Source organism: Bacillus sp. G16 (genome assembly GCF_021282335.1).
GTDB lineage: Bacteria > Bacillota > Bacilli > Bacillales > Bacillaceae > Bacillus > Bacillus inaquosorum.
Window position 1 is genome coordinate 65,890 of the sequence record NZ_JAJSOZ010000011.1, and the last position, 18,431, is coordinate 84,320.

The window sequence follows — 18,431 nt, forward strand, 5'->3', positions numbered from 1 at the left end:
TTTACAGACCCCCCAATCCCATGAGATAGACACCTGTAAAGATGAAAATCCATACAACATCTAAGAAGTGCCAGTACAAGCTTGAGATAAAGATTTTAGATGAAGTTTGCGGAGTTAAGCCGCGTTTCTTCAACTGAATCAGAATTCCTATGATCCAGAAAATACCGATTGTTACGTGAGTTCCGTGAGTTCCAAGTAAAACAAAGAATCCAGACCAGAACGCACTTGTACCGAGAGATGCTCCTTCATGTACATAGTGGACAAACTCGTTGATCTCACAACCGACGAAGCCGGCGCCAAGAAGAAGAGTGATAATTGTCCAAATGACTACGCCTTTTAAACTTCCGCGGCGCATTTCATGAACAGCGATCCCGCAGGTAAAGCTGCTGATAAGCAGCAAGAACGTCATAATCATTACCAGATTCACTTCAAACAGTTCGTCCGGTAAGACACCTCCTGCTGTTCTGTTTTGAAGAACGAAGAAGGTTGCAAATAGTGTTGAGAACAACACAATTTCTGCCCCTAAAAAGATCCAAAACCCGAGAATATTAAGTCTGCCGGTTTCAGATTGATATTCCATAGGCGCGTTAGAATTGCCGTGTTCTGCATGTTCCATAACTCACGCCTCCTTATTCGGAAATCTTTCTTTCCGTCTCTTTTATTTCATCAACACTAATGTAGTAGCCGTTGTCGTATTCGAATGAACGCAGAACCATGCAGAGCAGGACTCCGATCAATCCGACTACGCCCATCCAGTACCATTCAAAGACAAGTCCAAAGCCGGCGATACCGAAGGCAACAGACATAAAGAACGGTCTGCCTGAGTTGCTTGGCATATGGATTTTCTTGAATTTGCTTTCAGGGTATAACTCAGTTTTTTCTTCTTTCATATGATGGAATGCATCTTTAGATTTGACTTCAGGAAGCACCGCAAAGTTGTAATGCGGCGGAATCGCAGAAGAAGTCGCCCAATCAAGACTGCGTCCCACACCCCATGAATCTCCGCTGATTTCACGAGTAGAGTAGCGGAAGCTGTAGTAGATGTTATAGCAAAGGATTAAGAATCCTACACCCATCATGAAAGCTCCGACAGTTGAAATAAAGTTCAATGTTGTCCAGCCGTCATTCGGTCCGTATGTGTAAATACGGCGAGGCATGCCTTGAAGCCCCAAGAAATATTGCGGGAAGAAACAAATATTGAACCCGATCATAAAGATCCAGAAGAACCATTTTCCGATTCTTTCGTTCAGCTTGTGGCCGAACATTTTTGGATACCAGAAAATAAATCCGGCGAAACAAGCAAATACAGTACCTGCGATCAGCACATAGTGGAAGTGAGATACAAGGAAGTACGTATTATGGTATTGATAATCCGCTGCTGCCATCGCAAGCATAACCCCTGTAACCCCGCCGATAACGAAGTTAGGAATGAAAGCAAGCGCCCACAGCATAGGCGTTGTAAAGCTGATTCGGCCTTTATACATGGTAAAGAGCCAGTTAAAGATTTTAACCCCGGTCGGAATCGAGATGGCCATTGTCGTAATTGAGAAGAAAGAGTTAACGGACGCACTGTTCCCCATTGTGAAGAAGTGGTGAGTCCAAACTAGGAAACTCAATACGGAGATGGCGATAATAGAACCAACCATCGCTGTGTAACCAAACAATTGTTTTCTCGCAAAGCTTGAGATAATCTCAGAGAAAATACCGAATGCCGGAAGAATAACGATATATACTTCAGGATGTCCCCAAATCCAGAACAGGTTCGCCCAAAGCATCGGCATACCGCCTGCTTCCAATGTGAAAAAGTGAGCACCGAACAAACGATCAAATGATAAAAGTGCTAAAGCTACTGTAAGTACAGGGAACGCAAACACGATAATAACCATTGTGATCAGTGTTGTCCATGTGAACATTGGCATACGCATTAATGTCATGCCTTTTGTTCTCATTTTTAAGATTGTTACCATAAAGTTGATCCCTGTCATCAGGGTACCGATACCGGCAATCTGAAGTCCGAGGAGGTAGTAGTTCTCACCCGGTCCAGGGCTCATATCGTTACTTGCAAGCGGCATGTAACTTGTCCAGCCTGCGTTCGGAGAACCTCCGATAACGAAAGAAATATTGAAAAGCATCGCCCCTACGAAGAACGTCCAGAAGCTCAGGTTGTTCAAGTAAGGGAACGCAACGTCGCGAGCACCGATTTGAAGAGGTACAACAACGTTGATAAGACCGATTAGGAACGGCATCGCCATGAAGATGATCATGATTGTACCGTGAGTTGTAAAAATTTCATTATAGTGGTTTGAGTCTAAAAAACTGTTATTCGGAAGCGCTAGCTGGGCACGCATCATCAGACCGTCGACACCGCCGCGGAATAACATAATTACAGCAGATATAATATACATGATTCCGAGTTTTTTATGGTCAACAGTTGTTATCCATTCAGACCAGAGCCATTTCCATTTCTTGAAGTAGGTCAGTACAAAAATGATGGCAATGGTAGATAGTGCGATGGAAACTTGTGCGCCCAGAATTAATGGGTCACCTGTTACGAAAAATTCATCCCATTTGAATTTCATGCGGGCTTCCTCCTTTCCTGATCAATATCATTCTTCTGTATCATCAGACTTCTTAAATTCATTTTCCTTTACGTTTTCAAACGGATCTGTTTTAGAGTGCGGTGAAACAGCTTGGTAGCCAAGGCGTTTGCGGGCCTCCATCGCGTACTCTGCGTCTTGTCCGTGGTCAACGTATTTTAAGTGAGTAGAAGAGAACGTTAATTCGTCCACATTTTCAGGAAGCATTAATTGATCATACTTCTCTTTCGTCAGCTTAGGAGCCTCGTTTTGAGTCTTTTTCACCCAGCTGTTAAAGTCTTTTTCTGTTACAGCATTCACATCAAACTCTTGGTCGGCAAAATGTTCGCCTGTGAAGTTCGCGTTGCGGCCTTCATAAGTTCCCACTTCATCAGCCTGTAAGTATTGATCCATCAGCATTCCTGCCATCGCGTACTTTTGTCCTCCAAGCTGAGGAATCCATAGCGAAGCCATTGAATCTGCAGATGAGATTTTAAACAAGATTGGGCGGTCGACAGGAATGTTTAAGTAGTTAACCGTTTCAATATCCTGTTCAGGGTAGCTGAATACCCATTTCCAGTCTACCGAAGTAGCGTAAACAACAAGAGGCTCTTTATCCTTTGTTGCTTCAGGAGCTTTTTCTAACGAATATATCGTCTGTACGGTTGGCACAGAAAGTGCAATGACGATTAAAATTGGGATCACTGTCCAGACTACTTCTAAGAACGTGTTACCGTGAATTTCTGGGTTATAAGATCCATTATCTTTGCCTTTACGGTCGCGGTATTTTACTAAAATAATGGTAAATAGAACAAAGACGACCCCGACGATAAACAGCATAAATCCGATAGATAACAGGATTAAATCACTTTGCTGATCAGCCACAGGCCCTTTCGGATCTAGTACTGAGGCATTGCTGCATCCCCCAAGGACGAAAACCACAGTTAACAGCGCAAATACAAGTAACGGTTTTAATGCTCTGAACAAGAAGATCACCATCCTTCCTATTGATGTAATAAATCTGAAGTGCATACTTCCTCAAAATCTTTTCTCTACTTTGTTATGCTATCAAAAAGTTCACTTATTAGCTTTATTTTTTTATAAACTTCATCCCAATTTCGCTTAAATGTCATAAAATCGACAAAAATTGCTCCAACTTTATTCACATCTATCGCTTAAGATGAAAAGTTTCTAGTTATTTCCGCATATAAGTAAAGAAAGATGATGAAGAACTAATTCTGACAAATAAAGGTTTACCACATTAAAAAACCTAGGTCAATCAAAAATTTCATTTTGTTAAACTTTCTAGAAAGGAATTAATTTTTCCTTGCCTAGCATCTTTTCACACGATTACCATTTTAACGCAACCAATATTGAAAGAAAAGGCTCATTAGAGCGGCGATATGCTCTGAACTGTTCCAACTTTTTATTAGCGCATCCAATTGTTTATCTTATACAAAATAGAGGAATGATATAAGCAAATAAATATAAAATAGGATGTGTTGCATGATGAGTTTTATTATTTCACTTATCGTCGCTATTATTATCGGATGGCTTGGCAGCCTGTTTGTAAAAGGAGATATGCCTGGAGGAATTATCGGGTCAATGATCGCAGGCCTTATCGGCGCCTGGATCGGACACGGGCTGCTTGGAACATGGGGGCCGAACCTAGCCGGATTTGCTATTATTCCTGCGGTGATCGGCGCAGCCATTGTTGTATTTCTAGTAAGCCTGTTAGCCAGAAAAAGAGGATAAGAGTGACAGCGCCCGAAGCGTCAGTGCTTTGGGCGTTTGCTTTGCCTGAAAATCGAAAAAGCCTCAACCCTAGCGGTTGAGGCTTTTGACTGGTTTGACTCCTAAATGGTCGATAAACCTGCTGAAGGCCTGTTTTCCTTCCATTGTCTGTTTAAATACACCGGCGTGTTCAAGAATGCGCGCGAATACATGTCCAAGCTCTTCTTTTATGACTAGATCGGCATTTTCTTTTGTTATCGTTCTTTTTTCCGTAATCCGAAGAGCCCACTCCTTATGTTTTGCTGTGAGCGGATTTTGTTCTAAAGCTGATTTCGGATTAGCAGAGCAAAGCGCCGCTGCCGTTTCTTTCATTTCTTCCTGTAAACGGCCCGGCAATATCGCCAATCCCATGACCTCAATCAGGCCGATATTTTCTTTTTTAATATGGTGAACTTCCTGATGAGGATGAAATATTCCTAATGGATGCTCCCCATCCGTCCGATTGTTTCTCAGCACGATATCGAGTTCATACAAGTCTCCCCTGCGCCGCGCAATCGGCGTAACCGTATTATGGGGCGTATCACCTGTATAGGCGGCTATGTCGGCCTTTTCATCGGAATACGCTTGCCACGTGCGGAATATATGATCAGCAGCTTCGGCGACTTGATCCGGTTTGTCTCCTTGGAGCCTGAGCACGGACATCGGCCACTTCACTAAGCCCAGCGACACGCCGGGATGATCATTTAATTCGTATACGTCTTCCGCTTCTGCACGCGCCATCGGAAAATCGTGCGCCCCGCCTTGGAAATGGTCATGGCTTAGGATGCTGCCGCCGACAATTGGCAGATCCGCATTTGAACCGATAAAATAATGCGGATATTGCCCGAGAAATGACAGCAGCCTTTCAAATGTTTTTCTGCTGATCTCCATCGGTTCATGTTCACCTTTTAAGACGATGCAATGCTCTGGATAATAGACGTATGGCGAGAACTGCAAATACCATTCTTCTTCTTTAAGAATAACCGGAATGATTCTGTGATTTTGGCGGGCTGGATGATTCACGCTTCCCTCAAACCCGACATTTTCTTTACACAGCAAACACTTCGGATAATTTGTCTGCACCTGCTCTTTTGCAGCCGCAATCGCTTTTGGGTCCTTTTCGGGCTTTGATAGATTAATAGTCATTTCCAGCTCGCCATATTCAGTCGGCACCGTCCAATGAACATTTTTGGCGATTCTGTCAGACCGAATATAGTAGACATCCTCTGCATATTGATAGAATTCCTTTGTCGCCTGTTTTGGGCCATATAAAGCTTTTGTCTCTTCAAATTTGCGAATGACCTCAGACGGAGCAGGTACGAAACATCCCATCAGCTTTGCGCTGAGCAAGTCACGGTATGTGTCTGTATCCGCTTCCATACGGCCGGTTTCCGCAGCCCATTTGTAAATAGGAGCAAGTAAGTCCGGCAGGCTTTGTGCCTGCTTGATGCATGTGTGGGAGACCGGCTCGGGGTGCTTGATGTCTAACGCTTCATAAAGACGGTTTCTCGTATATTCCCGATCCCAGATCGAAATCAGTTTTCGTTCCAGGCCATACTCCAGCAGCTGTTCCAGATGTTCAACAATACTCATGTGTCACTCCCCCTTTAGTTCTCTCGCTCCTTCTCCGATATCAGCGACATAAAAATCCGCTTTGAGCCCTGTTTTTTCTTGATACCTGTCTCCAACCTTTTGGATAAAATCATCAACAAACGCATCTTTGACAATGCTGATGGTGCAGCCGCCGAAGCCAGCTCCCGTCATTCTTGATCCAATCACGCCTTCGTGCTCCCACGCCGCAAACACAAGCTCGTCAAGTTCAGGGCAGGTCACTTCATAATCATCCTTCAGTGAAAGATGGGATTCCTTCATTAACAGCCCGATTTCATCTATATTGTTTTCTTTGAACATATGGGCCGTCTTGATGGCGCGGTGATTTTCGTATACGGCGTGCTTTGCCCGGCGTCTGTTCGTTTCATTTTGGATCAGGCCGGAATTAGCATCGAAATCAGAGGGCTTGATGTCGCCCAGCGAGACAATATCGAGTGCTTTTTGCAGATCAAGCAATGCGTCATTGCACTCTTGGCGTCTTGTATTATAGCTCGAGTCTGCCAATGTCCTTTTTTTGTTCGTGTTCGCGATGACCAGTGCGAGGCCTGAGACATCGAGTTTGCTATATTCATAGTCCAGCGTGTCGCAGTTCAGCAGCATCGCATGATGTTTTTTCCCCATTCCGATTGCAAATTGATCCATAATTCCGCAATTGACACCGATAAAAGTGTTTTCCGCATGCTGCGCCATTTTTACAAGCTCAAGCGCATCCACTTCAGGATGGAAATAGCTTTGGAGCACGACTCCCATCAGCAATTCAATAGAAGCGGAGGACGAGAGGCCCGCCCCGTTTGGAATATTCCCTGAAAATACAATGTCAAAGCCATGGGGAACTGAATAGCCCCTTTTCTGAAATTCATAAATGACGCCTTTCGGATAGTTCGCCCAGTCGTCTTCTTTTTGATAGCGGATGTCGTCAAGGCTGCATTCTTTAATGCCTGCGTTTTTAAAGTTGTCTGAATACATCCGGACAACCCCATCGTTTCTTTCTGCAACAGCAGCATATGTACCCATTGTCAGCGCGCACGGAAACACATGCCCGCCGTTATAGTCTGTATGTTCTCCAATCAGATTCACTCTTCCAGGTGCGAAAAAAAACCGTAACCCCTCTTTTTCTCCGAATACACTTGCAAATATCCCCTTTAGCTCTTCCCGCATGTGCAATCACCTTTCATGGTTTTTATTTTTTTATTTCCCCTTATGTCTTCAGCGAAAACGATAGATCATATGCTGCTGTCCCCTGTCATACCCCTTCTTCTTTTGTCTTTTTAAAGACGAGCCATTTGCTTGCAGCATAGTTGACGACAACGATGACCGCGTTGTCGAGTATTTTGGCCAAGGTTTCATTTGTATTGAACTGGCCGACAAGAATAATCATCATGCCTAAATCTATGCCGAGAGACAGGACCCGAACGCTGAAAAAGGCAGTGATCTCTTTCAGCAGGCTCTGCAGGTCATGTGTTTTTTGCTGAAACACATATAATTTATTTGTTATGTATGCAAACAGCACGGACAAAATCCAAGCGGCGACAGTGGCGGCTTTGTAATCCATATTCATGATCTCTACCAATATATAAAAGCTGGCGATGTTCACAATGGTTGTGAACACCCCCATAATGATATACATAATCATTTCTCTATACTTCACTGATGTTCCTCGCTTTCTGAAAAACTTTTCAAAATTCTTGGCCTCACGTGCTCTCTGTCTGGAGCAAAGAAAACCGAGAGTGCGTCTAAAAAGCTGCGGAATGTGGCGGGCTGGCCCAATACATACGATTGTTTGATGATTCCGTCGAGCACTGCACATATTATTTTAGCCGTATATTCCGGATCAATACAGGCGTCAATCAGCTTTCTCTCCTTCAGCCACTTAATATATAACGCATTTTCTTCCACCCACAATTCGTACAGACGGACATAGGCCTTGCATTTCTGAAGGACTTTATACGTCGGCATATTCATGGCAAACGAGGTAATGTCCCACGACGGCTTATTTATGTAATAGGAATAAAGCAGCTCTGCGGCATGTTTTGCAGCCTCGTCCAATGTCAGCGGTTTCACCGATGTTCGTTCCATTTGATCAAGATACCCTACGATGATCGCTTTTTTCATCTGGCGTTTTTCGAGAAGATGCTGCAGAAAATCCTCCTTGCTGACAAAATGAACATAAAATGCTCCTTTACTGTACCCGGCCGCTCTGCTGATATCCTCAACAGAAACCGGATCATACGCTCGGTCAATCAACAAATTCAAGCCAGCGTCTATAAAACTTTCAAAGGTTGCTTCTCTTTTCATTTGAAATTTGTTTTTTTTCATATTTTTCTCCAGGCGGTATGATTATCCTTATCTTACAACGGATCAATCTTTAGCGGTATTTATTTCTTTGAATGCTTATGCTATTCGGTTTCTCCGGGGTCATATTTAATAGGCTGAAGGATTTATTTTCAATTACATACTATCCAGTCAGTATTTAATTGTTTATTATTATAAATGAGGTTCATTGGTTATATTAGTCATTTTTTTAGGGAATAGGTAGGTGGTTTTTCCTTCAGTTTGTGAACGCCGAGCAACTATGTGTGAAATTTGTTGTACTCGCCTCATCATCGCGCCGGCTTGTCTTTATTGCCCGCATGTTGCAGGAAAACATTTTATACAATTGGAGGTTACTATGAAAACTCATGTTAAAAAAGATTTGGACAAAGATTGGCATATGTTAATACAAGAAGCTAGATCTATTGGGTTAGGCATTCGTGATGTGAGACAGTTTTTAGAATCTGAGACAGCATTGAGAAAGAATAATCACAAAAAAACCGTCCGCCAAGACTAATCCGAACAGGCGGATCTATTACCTCTGGCTTTTCTATCATCTGATCTGAGTTTTCACCATATCCTCTATTCGAAAGCAATTGCTGCGCCGAGCTTGAGGACAAACGGTGTGTCAGCTAACATACGACAGACAGCCGGTGATGCGATCACCTCTTGGCACATCCATTGTCATAAAGAGGTGATGCGAACATGATAACCGGGCTCTGGTAAACAGCAGCTTTGCTGAGAACAAGCTGCATTCGGTGAGGTTTTGAAAGCAAACTCGTGTATACGCGGCCGAGCTGGAAAACCTTCGCCTGTCTTTATGCCACTCGCGTTCCTATCTTCACGACTTCCTTCTTTTTTCATTCTCCAGATGTTCTCCAACGCATAAATCAGACTTTCAGTACATACCTATTGGTGTACCTTTTTGCTTACGTTTAGCGAATAAAAGGAGGATAGCCATGTACAAAGCTGATTATAAACAGATTGCTGCAACTCCGTCTTTTCAAGCTTTTTTAAAGCAGAAACGCGCTTTTATTGTTCCTTCTGCGATTTTCTTTTTTGTCTTTTATTTTTCACTTCCTGTTTTGACGTCTTATTTCACCTTTTTGAATAAGCCGGCAATTGGGGCTGTTTCATGGGCTTGGCTTTTTGCCATCGCCCAATTCGCCATGACCTGGATACTGAGTACGGTGTATTCCCGAAAGGCGGCTCATTTCGACCGATATGTAAGCGCTCTAAAGGCGGATCTGAAGGGTGAACAGACATGAATATGACTGCCTTTCTATTATTTTTAGCGATTGTCGGCCTGACGCTTATCATCACGTATTTTGCCGCAAAGAAAACGAAAACAACGAGTGAGTTTTATACGGCCGGCGGCGGGCTCACCGGTGTTCAGAATGGACTGGCAATTGCCGGTGACTACATGTCTGCAGCCTCGTTTCTTGGGATTGCCGGAATGATTGCGTTATATGGATTTGATGGATTCTTTTACAGCATCGGTTTTCTAGTTGCTTATCTCGTTGTCTTGTACATCGTGGCGGAACCGCTTCGGAATCTTGGGAAGTATACGATGGCGGACATGATTGCTGCCCGTTTTAAAGAAAAGAAAATCCGCGGCGTCGCGGCTCTCAATACCATTGCCATCTCTACTTTTTATATGATCGCCCAGCTCGTGGGGGCGGGCGCGCTGATCAAACTGCTGCTTGGGCTGGATTATACCGCGGCGGTTCTCATCGTCGGGGTGCTGATGACCATTTATGTCGTGTTTGGCGGTATGATCGCGACAAGCTGGGTTCAAATTATTAAAGCTGTTTTACTGATGGCCGGCACACTCGTGATTTCGATCATCGTGTTTTCGAAATTCGGCTTTAACCTTAATGCCATGTTTGAGCAGATGAAAACAGCCACTCCGCTTGGCGCTGATTTCTTAAACCCCGGAAATAAATACAAGGTGCCGCTTGAGACCTTGTCGTTAAACTTGGCACTCGTACTGGGAACCGCCGGGCTTCCGCATATTTTGATCCGGTTTTATACCGTTAAGGATGCCAAGACGGCCCGGACATCCGTTGTTTCAGCGACATGGATTATCGGTGTATTTTACATTATGACGGTGTTTCTCGGCTTTGGCGCCGCTGCATTTGTCGGTTTTGATGCGATAACGGCGGCTGATCAAGCGGGAAATATGGCGGCGCCGCTTTTGGCAAAAGCGCTCGGAGGAGATTTTCTGTTCGCGTTTGTGTCAGCCATCGCCTTTGCCACCATTTTAGCTGTCGTGACAGGATTGGTGCTGTCTGCCGCCTCAGCATTTGCCCATGACATCTACAGCCAGATTATCAGAAAGGGAGAAGCAACTGAAAAAGAACAGATGAAAGCGGCCAGATGGGCTTCTGTCGCCGTGTCGGTGCTCTCGATTCTCCTTGCGATTTTCGCACAGTCCTTAAATGTGGCGTTCCTTGTCGCACTTGCATTTGCAGTAGCGGCCAGCGCAAACCTCCCGCTGATTGTGTTTACGGTCTTCTGGAAGAGATTTAATGCTACAGGCGCTTTGTGGGGCAGCCTGACAGGCCTGATCAGCGCGCTTGTGCTTGTATCGATGAGCCCTAGTGTGTGGGACCCGTCCGGAGGTGCTATATTTACCGGCGATCCGCTCATTCCGCTTTCTAATCCGGGCATTATTTCTATCCCGCTCGGCTTCCTCGGCGCGTGGCTCGGAACGGTGCTGTCGTCAGATAAAACGGTTGATGAAGATACGTTTGCAGAAATACAGGTGAAGGCGCATACCGGCATTCATATGGAAGAGGAGTAAAAAAGCTCTCTTGTATAGAGAGCTTTTTCTTACTTTTTCTGCAGTTCGTCAGAAATTGCTTTTTCAAATACGTCCTTGCCGGCTGCTCCCGGAATCACGGTGTCGCCAATGATAAAAGTTGGAACGGCTGTGATGTCAGCCTCTTCATAGGCGTGCTTTAAGGCTTGGCGCTGTACGTCCCGATATGTTCTTGATTCCAGTGCGGATTTGAATGAGGCTCCGTCTAGTCCCACTTCCTCAGCAAGCTTCGTCAAGATGTCAATGTCGCCGATATTTTGGCCCTCTTGGAAAAACGCTTGAAAGACACGGGTGTTGTATTCATGTCCTTTATTGTATTCCTTTGCAAAGTGGAAGCCTTCAAACGCCAGATCTGTATATGGATGAGGCGAGACGTTTGGAAAATTGATCTCGACTCCTAGTTTGTCCGCCATTGGCTGAATGGATGTCTGCCACATGTACTGTTTGGAAGGATCATTGACCGGGTCAAGCTGTGGAGATGGGCTTGGGCGCAGTTCAAACGGCATCCACTCGACGTCAACATCCTTTCCTTTTATCGCTTCTTCAAAAGCGGCTTTTCCAATGAAGCAAAATGGGCAAACGTAATCTGAATAAACTTTGATATGTACTGTCATGATAATCTCCTTTCGTATAGGTTGATTTTAAACTGTAACAATAAAAGTTACAACTGTTTTTTTAAAAAGAAGCCGATAAGGCTTCTTTCAGATTGTTGACAAAATCCTAAAACGATTTAGGATTTTGTCATCCTTTCAGCGTGATTGAAAACCCTTGAAGTCTAGGAAAGCCGAGCATTGGAGCGGAGCGAATGCTCTAATTCGTGAGCACCAACGCACAGGCTTGACAACGAATGCGAGAGTTTGTCGACTCGCTGAAAGAAGCCTGTAAAGGCTTCTTTTATGATTCCAGCAAACGCTGGGCAATATATTCTCCTTTTTTGCAGCCGCCTGGGCATGCATATAAAGCAGAACCGATTGTTTGCGTGTATTCGTTTAACGCATCCTTTGCTGAAAGAGCCTTCAGCATGGGGATGAACTGATTGTCGGGATTTTTTTGAAAGCTGATAAACAGGAGACCCGCATCCATATAGCCGGTTTTCGGATCAAGTCCTTCTGTGTAAGAGAAAGCTCTTCGCAAAATTTGTTTTCCCGTAGATTTCGCAAGGTTAACGTGTGAATTTGCCGGGATTTGATTCAGCTTCACGGGGTCTGTTTCTTTTTTCTGGCCAAAAGGCGCTCCCGAGCTTTTTCTGCGGCCGAAGGTATCCTCTTGATCCTTGAGGGAAGAGCGGTCCCATATCTCAAGGAACATTTTGATTTTCCGAAAGGCCATATAGGTACCGCCCGTCATCCAGTCGGGTTCACCGGACTGAATCCACCCGATCGAGTTCATCAAGGTGTCATCCTTCGTGCTCTGGTTGCCTGTTCCATCTTTAAACCCGAAGAGGTTGCGCGGCGTTTCACCATTTTTTCCTCCGCTTAAAAAGCCTTTGTTCACAAAGCGGACCTCACAGGTTCCGACCGCTTGATTCAGCAGGTTCCGCAGTGCGTGAAACGCCACTTGTTCATCGTCTGCGCATACTTGAATGCAGATGTCTCCGCCTCCCTGCTTCTCATCCAGATTGTCATTCGGCATCGCTGGAAGAGCGGCAAGATGCTTCGGTTTTTTGTTTTTCAGCCCAAAGCGGTCCTTTCCGTCTTTTTCAAAAAAGCCAGGCCCGAATCCGAATGTGACCGTTAAATTGGAAGGGGATAAATCAACCGATTCACCTGTATCCTGCGGCGGCAGATATTGATTTTTCTGCTCAGCTGACATTTTCTTTCCAGACGTCAGCATCTGTGTCAGACTTGTCCAGTTTCTGAATAATGTAATGATGTCGCTCTTCTCTTTTGCAGTTACATCCAGCGCCGCAAAATAGGCATACGTCTGATGGGCAGTTGTGATTCCGGCTTGATGCTTTCCGTAAAACGGAACGACCTGCTCATCCTCTTTTTCATCCTTTTTCGACGACTTAGCCGCGGTCTGAACAAGCGGAGCGAGACCGCCGAGTCCGCTGGCACCGATCGCAACGGCCGCGCCTGCCATCGCTCCCCATTTTAGGATGTCCCGTCTATGAATTTGTTCTGGCTTTTTTTGTTCATCGCTCATGCTGTTACAAAACTCCTTTTATAGCACATTCGCAATCTTCGACATGGTTTCAGAAAGAGTCGTCAGCTTTGTGCTCAGCTCTCTGATTTGATCTTCACTTAATTTATCATAAGACGTATAGGACTGATCATTTGTTTTGTATTTTGCCATTAAAACTTCAAATTCGCTGAACTCCGTATCCAGTTTTTCCGTCAGATCAGAGTGATCTTTTACAAGCGCGCTTTTTACTGTTTGATAAACAGCTTCGGAGCCTTCCACATTCGCCATGAGGTCGACTAAATCGATTCGTGAGTAGCGCTCCTCTTCTCCCGTGATTTTTGAAATGCCGGCTTCGTTCAGAAGCTCCATCGCGCCTGCTACAATTTGTTCAGGTGTTAATTTCAGTGCTTCAATTGAACCGTCAAGCTCTTTTACATCCTTGAGAAGCTGGTCAGCCGTTGCCTTTTCCCCGGAAATATCTTGATCCTTCCAAATGGCTTTCTCAAGCTTGTGGAAACCTGTCCATTTGTCTCCTTCTTCTATATCGTTTTCACGGGCGTCAATTTTCGGATCAAGGTCACCAAGGCTTTCAGCGATCGGTTCGATTCGCTCGTAATAAACACGCGCTTTCGCATATAACGTTTTAGACTTTTCGATATCGCCGGATTTCACAGCGCTTGTAAATGCTTCAGTCGCTTTTACAAGCTGATCGCTCTGCTCTTTGACATAGTCTTTATATTCATCCGCTGCTTTTGCCAGCTGATCACTTGCCTTTTTGCTGCTCTTCTTCGCTTCTGTCAGGTCTTCTAAGGACGCTTTCAGTGACTCGGATTCTGTCTTGATTTTGTCTGTATCCGGTTTGTCTTTCTGTGCTTCTGTATAGATGGGCTGAAGGTGCTTTTCGATTTCTGTATATTCGAATGGATAGTCGCCGCGGATATCATTTTCAAAGGAAAGCCAGTAGCTGTTTAGCTCTTTCCCCTTCTTTTCAATTTCCTTTTGGTCTCCTTTTTCCGCTGAATCATTCAGCTTGGAAATGATGGTTTCCATTTTATCTACGGATGCGGCGATCTCTTTGCTGACCCCGCTTTTTTCGGATGAAGCTTTTTCTTTGGTTGAGGATGTGTCATTGGCTCCGCAGCCTGCGCACAGCGCAAGGATGCAGCCGGCTGATACAGCGATTTTTGTGAAATTCATTTTGTCAGTTCCTTTCCGTTTGTAAAATGTTTTGCCGCTTCTGAGACAAGCGCAATCAGTAAAAAGAGTAAAATCAGCAATTGCGGGACCGTGCTGTACACGGACGGATAAATTCCAAGCACCGATACAGACGGCAGCCAACTCTCTGCATCAGACGGGAGAATGCCTGCCAGCTGCAGGCTGTGAACGCCTGTTCCGAGAAATTTCACGCACATATACAGGACGACCGCCATGGACAGCAGGAAAAACGGCTTCAATGGGATACGCATTCCGAGCTTAATCATGAGAACACCGACGATAACGAGACCGATAAGCCCCGCGGCACTTCCACCAATCAGTTCAGTGAGCGGTAGCTTCCCGACAAGCCCGATGAAAAAGATGACCGTTTCAAGCCCTTCTCTCACCACTGCCAGAAATGCGATCAGGCCGAAGGAAAGCAGACTTCGTTTTTTCAGGGCCTGCGACTTCTGAGTATTGATTTTTTCTCTCCATTTGTCCATTGAGGCATTTCTGTGCAGCCATACTCCTACATACAAAAGCATGACAGCGGACAGCACGCCGGTAACCCCGCCAAGCAAGAAATTGTTTTCCCCGAATATGTTGGAGGAGAACAGAAGCGTGACACCGATGCCGGCTGCCAAGGAAACAACCAAGCCAGCGGATGCTCCGCCCCAGATCCATGTAGAGGAACGCGTGACACGGGCTTTTTTTGTCATGGTTAAAAGCGCCCCGATCACAAGCAGGGCCTCCATCCCTTCACGAATCGGAATGAGTGCCGCATCCCACCAGCTATAGCTGCTTGAAGCGATTGGCTCGAGCAATTGAATCATTTCGTCAATTTGCTTTGATACCTTTTCGGGATGACTGTCGATTTCAGCCTTCATCAGCGCCAGGTTTTCCTCTGATGTCGTATAGGCTTCCTTCGATTGGGAAACGACGTCCCCCTCAACAGCGAGCCAGGATGTAATTAAATTGTCGATTGCGGATGATGCTTGATCCAATTGGTTTTTTTGTATTAGCTGTTTTGTGTCTTTTAAGCTTTGTATATAGGCTGTTAAGGACGCCCTTGATTGACCCGAGGATGTCTTTTTCAGCACGACAGCCTGCTGATAGGTTTCTAAATGAGAAGAAAGCTCTTCAAGCTGCGTTTTGAGCTTGTCTGCATCTTGATTGATGAAAGAAAGAGAAATCATCGCGATATTCGAGTCCATTTTGCTGTGGGAAGAAAGATTTTCCTTTTTAATAGAAGGTTCTTCTTTTTTCCACTTCGCCTTGAATGTTTCAAATGTTTGTTGTGCCGAGTCTATATCTCCGTCTTTTACAGATTCGATCATTTGCTTGTTTAATTGAATCAGTGCAGCGATCGGATCGTCTTCCGCATGTGCCGCAGAACCGAAAACCATCAACAAGCTGAATAAAATAAGTGCCAGCCCCCGAGCCATCATGTTCCTCCTATAACTGAAAATGATTATCATTGTATATCATAATCATAGCCAGTTCCTGTTCTTTGTCAATTAAAATTTGAAGGTCTGAAAACCTTGATGCCACAGCAAAAAGGCTGTCCTTTACAGGACAGCCTTTTGAATGGAAAACAACGTTTATCTTCCCGCTTTATACGTTTGAATTTCTTCATGAAACTTGCGTGCGGCACCTTCTGGATCCTCCGCCTGACTGATGGCGCTGATCATACTGACACCGTCGGCCCCCGCTTGGATAACAGGAGCGGCATTTTCGATTGTGATGCCGCCGATGCCCACAATTGGTATGCCGATGCCTTGGCGGCGAACCGCTTCGATAAGAGATACACCCTGTACGGCTCTCGTATCCTTTTTCGTTTCTGTCGGATAGATTGGCCCGAGTCCGACATAATCCGCGCCATCTTCTTCAGCTTGCTTCACCTCAGACATTGTATGGGCGGAAACGCCAAGAATCATATCGCCTATAGCGTCTCTTACTTCTTTTGCGCTGGCGTCTTCCTGGCCGATGTGGATACCGTCAGCCTTCAGCGTCAGGGCCAGCTCCACATCATCATTGACAATGAATGGAACACCGGCTTCACGGCAGGCTTCCTGCACGTTTTTAGCGAATTCAATCCGCGCCTCCCCTGCCAGCGCGTCCCCGCCCTTTTCACGAAATTGGTAAAGAGTGGCGCCGCCTTTTAACGCTTTTTGTACGACAGTGACAGGATCGGCTTTCGTATTGTTCGACCCCATAATGAAGTAAACAGATAATAACTCTTTCATCATTTCCCGAGAAATACGTGTCATGAGACAGTCACCCTTTCTATTGTCGCCAGTTCTTGGACATCTTGTTCAGTAACAGATGAAAGCTTGTTCAGCAATTCAATCTGAAAGCTTCCCGGGCCTTTGTCAGCTGTCTGCTGTGCGGCAAGCTGAGCTGCGACCCCATACGAAGAAATGGCAGCAATAGCAGCAAACAATGGATTTTCTTCCACAGCACAAAACGCACCGACAACAGACGTCAGCAGGCATCCGGCACCTGTCACTTTCGTCAGCAGCTTGTGGCCGTTATGAAGGGTATATACGTTTGACGTGTCGGCTATGACATCGACTTCGCCAGTAATCGCAATGACCGTGTTGAGTTTTTGTGCCGTCTGCTGGGCCAGCCGGATTATGTCGCCTCCGCCTTCTCCCGCATCAACGCCTTTGATCAGCCAATCGGTCACGCCGACGGTATGGGCAATTTCCGCCGCGTTTCCTCTGATCGCAGAGAGGCGCACCTCACGAATGATGCCTCGTGCCGATTCAGTACGGAACGGTGTTGCTCCGGCCCCGACAGGATCAAGAATGACAGGGACGCCATGTTCATTGGCTGATTTACCCGCGATGATCATCGCTTCGACTGATTCCTTGCTCAGCGTCCCGATATTTAAAACGAGCGCCCCCGCAATCTTCGCCATGTCAGCGACCTCTTCTTTCGCGTACGCCATAACCGGTGATGCGCCGAGGGCGAGCAGGCCGTTTGCTGTAAAATTCGTTACGACATTATTGGTTATGCTGTGCACCAGAGGGCTATGCTGGCGGACAGCAGTAAGACATTTTGCTGCTGATTGTGCATCCATGTTTGCATCATCCTTTACTATCTTTTTTCGGGTCCCATAAATACGATTTCGTATGTTCGAGCCAAGCTCTGGCCGCAAAGGGCAAGTAACGGTCCTTTCTCCAAATAATGGCGAGGTGCCAAGGGATGACCGGATCGACAAGCGGAATGACTTTTACTTTTTCCGGGTCAAGTCCGCGGCAGATTCGTTCCGGCAAAAGCCCGATTCCAAGGTTGGCTGACACCATCTCACTGATAAAATCCCATTGCGAGGTTTCATAAATGATATGAGGCCTGAATCCAGCCTTGATACATTCCGTCATAATTCGATTGTGCAGGACAAAGTCCTCCCTGAAGAAAATAAAAGGCTCGTCCTTCAACTCACGCAGCCTGCACTCTTTTTCGTCTGCCAGCCTGTGGGAAGGGTGAACGACAAGCATCAGGGTTTCTTTTACGATTGTAAACGAATGAAAAATATCTTCATTTGCAGGAAGAACCACAACGCCGATATCAAGAGAGCCGTCCCCAACGCCATCTTGGACTTTTATAGAACCGTCTTCGACTAGCTGAAAGGTGATATTCGGATAGTTTTCACGAAAATCCCCGAGCACTCTTGGGAAAAATCCTGATCCGATCATCGGCGGCAGTCCGATCCGCACGTGTCCTTTCTTGACCTCCATAATATCATTTAATTCTGACGTCAGGTTTTGAAATGATTTTATAATTTCCTGCGCCTGCACATACATGCTCTGGCCGGCGTCAGTCAGTTCCACCTGCCTGCCGTTTCGGTAAAACAGTTCAATCCCGAGCTCTTCTTCTAAATTTTTGATCATTTTTGATATCGTCGGCTGAGAAACATATAGGGATTGGGAAGCCTTTGTAAAGCTTTTTAAACGGGCGACTTCTAAGAAATATGTTAAATGGCGGATATCCATGTGCTTCACCCTTTCTATAGA

General features: G+C 45.4%; 18 protein-coding genes. 4 read left to right on the forward strand and 14 right to left on the reverse strand.

The genetic code is table 11. The features are described from left to right. Window position 1 precedes the first annotated feature (1 nt). The 3 genes from qoxC to qoxA are packed head-to-tail and all read right to left on the reverse strand — an operon-like array spanning window position 2 to window position 3,572. Entirely contained in the window at window positions 2–616 is a 615-nt protein-coding gene (qoxC, locus tag LWH95_RS14970) for a cytochrome aa3 quinol oxidase subunit III (RefSeq protein WP_003222171.1), read from the reverse strand. 13 nt (window positions 617–629) lie between these two features. Further along, window positions 630–2,579, reverse strand: a complete 1,950-nt coding sequence (gene qoxB, locus LWH95_RS14975; RefSeq protein WP_003222173.1) for a cytochrome aa3 quinol oxidase subunit I — start codon at window positions 2,577–2,579, stop codon at window positions 630–632. Between the two features lie 27 nt (window positions 2,580–2,606). Further along, window positions 2,607–3,572 carry a cytochrome aa3 quinol oxidase subunit II gene (gene qoxA / locus LWH95_RS14980; RefSeq protein ID WP_080010897.1) on the reverse strand — a complete coding sequence of 322 codons (966 nt, stop codon included), beginning with the start codon at window positions 3,570–3,572 and terminating at the stop codon, window positions 2,607–2,609. Window positions 3,573–4,085: 513 nt separating this feature from the next. Between qoxA and LWH95_RS14985 the strand changes: the two genes are divergently transcribed. Beyond that, on the forward strand, window positions 4,086–4,331 hold the full coding sequence (locus LWH95_RS14985; RefSeq protein WP_003222176.1) for a GlsB/YeaQ/YmgE family stress response membrane protein: 246 nt from the start codon (window positions 4,086–4,088) through the stop codon (window positions 4,329–4,331). A gap of 69 nt (window positions 4,332–4,400) precedes the next feature. Here LWH95_RS14985 and galT read toward each other — a convergent pair whose 3' ends face one another. The 4 genes from galT to LWH95_RS15005 form a co-directional block, all read right to left on the reverse strand. After that, window positions 4,401–5,942 carry a UDP-glucose--hexose-1-phosphate uridylyltransferase gene (galT, locus tag LWH95_RS14990; protein WP_232919896.1) on the reverse strand — a complete coding sequence of 514 codons (1,542 nt, stop codon included), beginning with the start codon at window positions 5,940–5,942 and terminating at the stop codon, window positions 4,401–4,403. A gap of 3 nt (window positions 5,943–5,945) precedes the next feature. Beyond that, complete coding sequence (locus LWH95_RS14995) at window positions 5,946–7,118, reverse strand: galactokinase (RefSeq protein ID WP_133485552.1); 1,173 nt, start codon at window positions 7,116–7,118, stop codon at window positions 5,946–5,948. Between the two features lie 85 nt (window positions 7,119–7,203). Continuing rightward, on the reverse strand, window positions 7,204–7,587 hold the full coding sequence (locus LWH95_RS15000; protein WP_003236040.1) for a GtrA family protein: 384 nt from the start codon (window positions 7,585–7,587) through the stop codon (window positions 7,204–7,206). Between the two features lie 17 nt (window positions 7,588–7,604). Next, the gene (locus tag LWH95_RS15005) at window positions 7,605–8,276 is read right to left on the reverse strand and encodes a TetR/AcrR family transcriptional regulator (protein ID WP_019259822.1); all 672 of its coding nucleotides are present in this window, start codon (window positions 8,274–8,276) and stop codon (window positions 7,605–7,607) included. Window positions 8,277–8,628: 352 nt separating this feature from the next. On the opposite strand from LWH95_RS15005, the gene slrA reads away from it, so the two are divergent. From slrA to LWH95_RS15020, 3 genes are all read left to right on the forward strand, one after another. Further along, a complete protein-coding gene (gene slrA, locus LWH95_RS15010) occupies window positions 8,629–8,787 on the forward strand; it encodes a transcriptional regulator SlrA (protein ID WP_003236045.1) in 159 nt (52 codons plus the stop codon). A gap of 442 nt (window positions 8,788–9,229) precedes the next feature. After that, window positions 9,230–9,538, forward strand: a complete 309-nt coding sequence (locus LWH95_RS15015; RefSeq protein ID WP_003236047.1) for a DUF485 domain-containing protein — start codon at window positions 9,230–9,232, stop codon at window positions 9,536–9,538. Then, window positions 9,535–11,076, forward strand: coding sequence for a solute symporter family protein (locus LWH95_RS15020; protein ID WP_232919897.1), 1,542 nt, complete (start codon window positions 9,535–9,537; stop codon window positions 11,074–11,076). Before LWH95_RS15015 ends, LWH95_RS15020 begins: the two co-directional genes overlap by 4 nt. 29 nt (window positions 11,077–11,105) lie before the next feature. Here LWH95_RS15020 and LWH95_RS15025 read toward each other — a convergent pair whose 3' ends face one another. The 7 genes from LWH95_RS15025 to cidR all read right to left on the reverse strand — a co-directional run bounded on the left by LWH95_RS15025 (window position 11,106) and on the right by cidR (window position 18,410). Further along, complete coding sequence (locus tag LWH95_RS15025) at window positions 11,106–11,708, reverse strand: DsbA family oxidoreductase (RefSeq protein ID WP_232919898.1); 603 nt, start codon at window positions 11,706–11,708, stop codon at window positions 11,106–11,108. 280 nt (window positions 11,709–11,988) lie between these two features. Then, window positions 11,989–13,239, reverse strand: coding sequence for an iron uptake transporter deferrochelatase/peroxidase subunit (gene efeB / locus LWH95_RS15030; protein ID WP_232919899.1), 1,251 nt, complete (start codon window positions 13,237–13,239; stop codon window positions 11,989–11,991). An 18-nt stretch (window positions 13,240–13,257) separates the two neighbouring features. Beyond that, window positions 13,258–14,415 carry an iron uptake system protein EfeO gene (efeM, locus tag LWH95_RS15035; protein ID WP_232919900.1) on the reverse strand — a complete coding sequence of 386 codons (1,158 nt, stop codon included), beginning with the start codon at window positions 14,413–14,415 and terminating at the stop codon, window positions 13,258–13,260. After that, on the reverse strand, window positions 14,412–15,857 hold the full coding sequence (efeU, locus tag LWH95_RS15040; RefSeq protein WP_232919919.1) for a ferrous ion permease EfeU: 1,446 nt from the start codon (window positions 15,855–15,857) through the stop codon (window positions 14,412–14,414). The genes efeM and efeU overlap by 4 nt, the downstream gene beginning before the upstream one ends. Window positions 15,858–16,013: 156 nt before the next feature. Further along, the gene (thiE, locus tag LWH95_RS15045) at window positions 16,014–16,682 is read right to left on the reverse strand and encodes a thiamine phosphate synthase (protein WP_019259827.1); all 669 of its coding nucleotides are present in this window, start codon (window positions 16,680–16,682) and stop codon (window positions 16,014–16,016) included. Next, window positions 16,679–17,497 (reverse strand): hydroxyethylthiazole kinase, encoded by an 819-nt coding sequence (gene thiM / locus LWH95_RS15050; protein ID WP_232919901.1) that lies wholly within the window; start codon window positions 17,495–17,497, stop codon window positions 16,679–16,681. Before thiM ends, thiE begins: the two co-directional genes overlap by 4 nt. Before the next feature lie 7 nt (window positions 17,498–17,504). Next, window positions 17,505–18,410: a cidABC operon transcriptional activator CidR gene (cidR, locus tag LWH95_RS15055; RefSeq protein WP_003236063.1), complete on the reverse strand. Its 906-nt coding sequence runs from the start codon at window positions 18,408–18,410 to the stop codon at window positions 17,505–17,507. Window positions 18,411–18,431 lie beyond the last annotated feature (21 nt).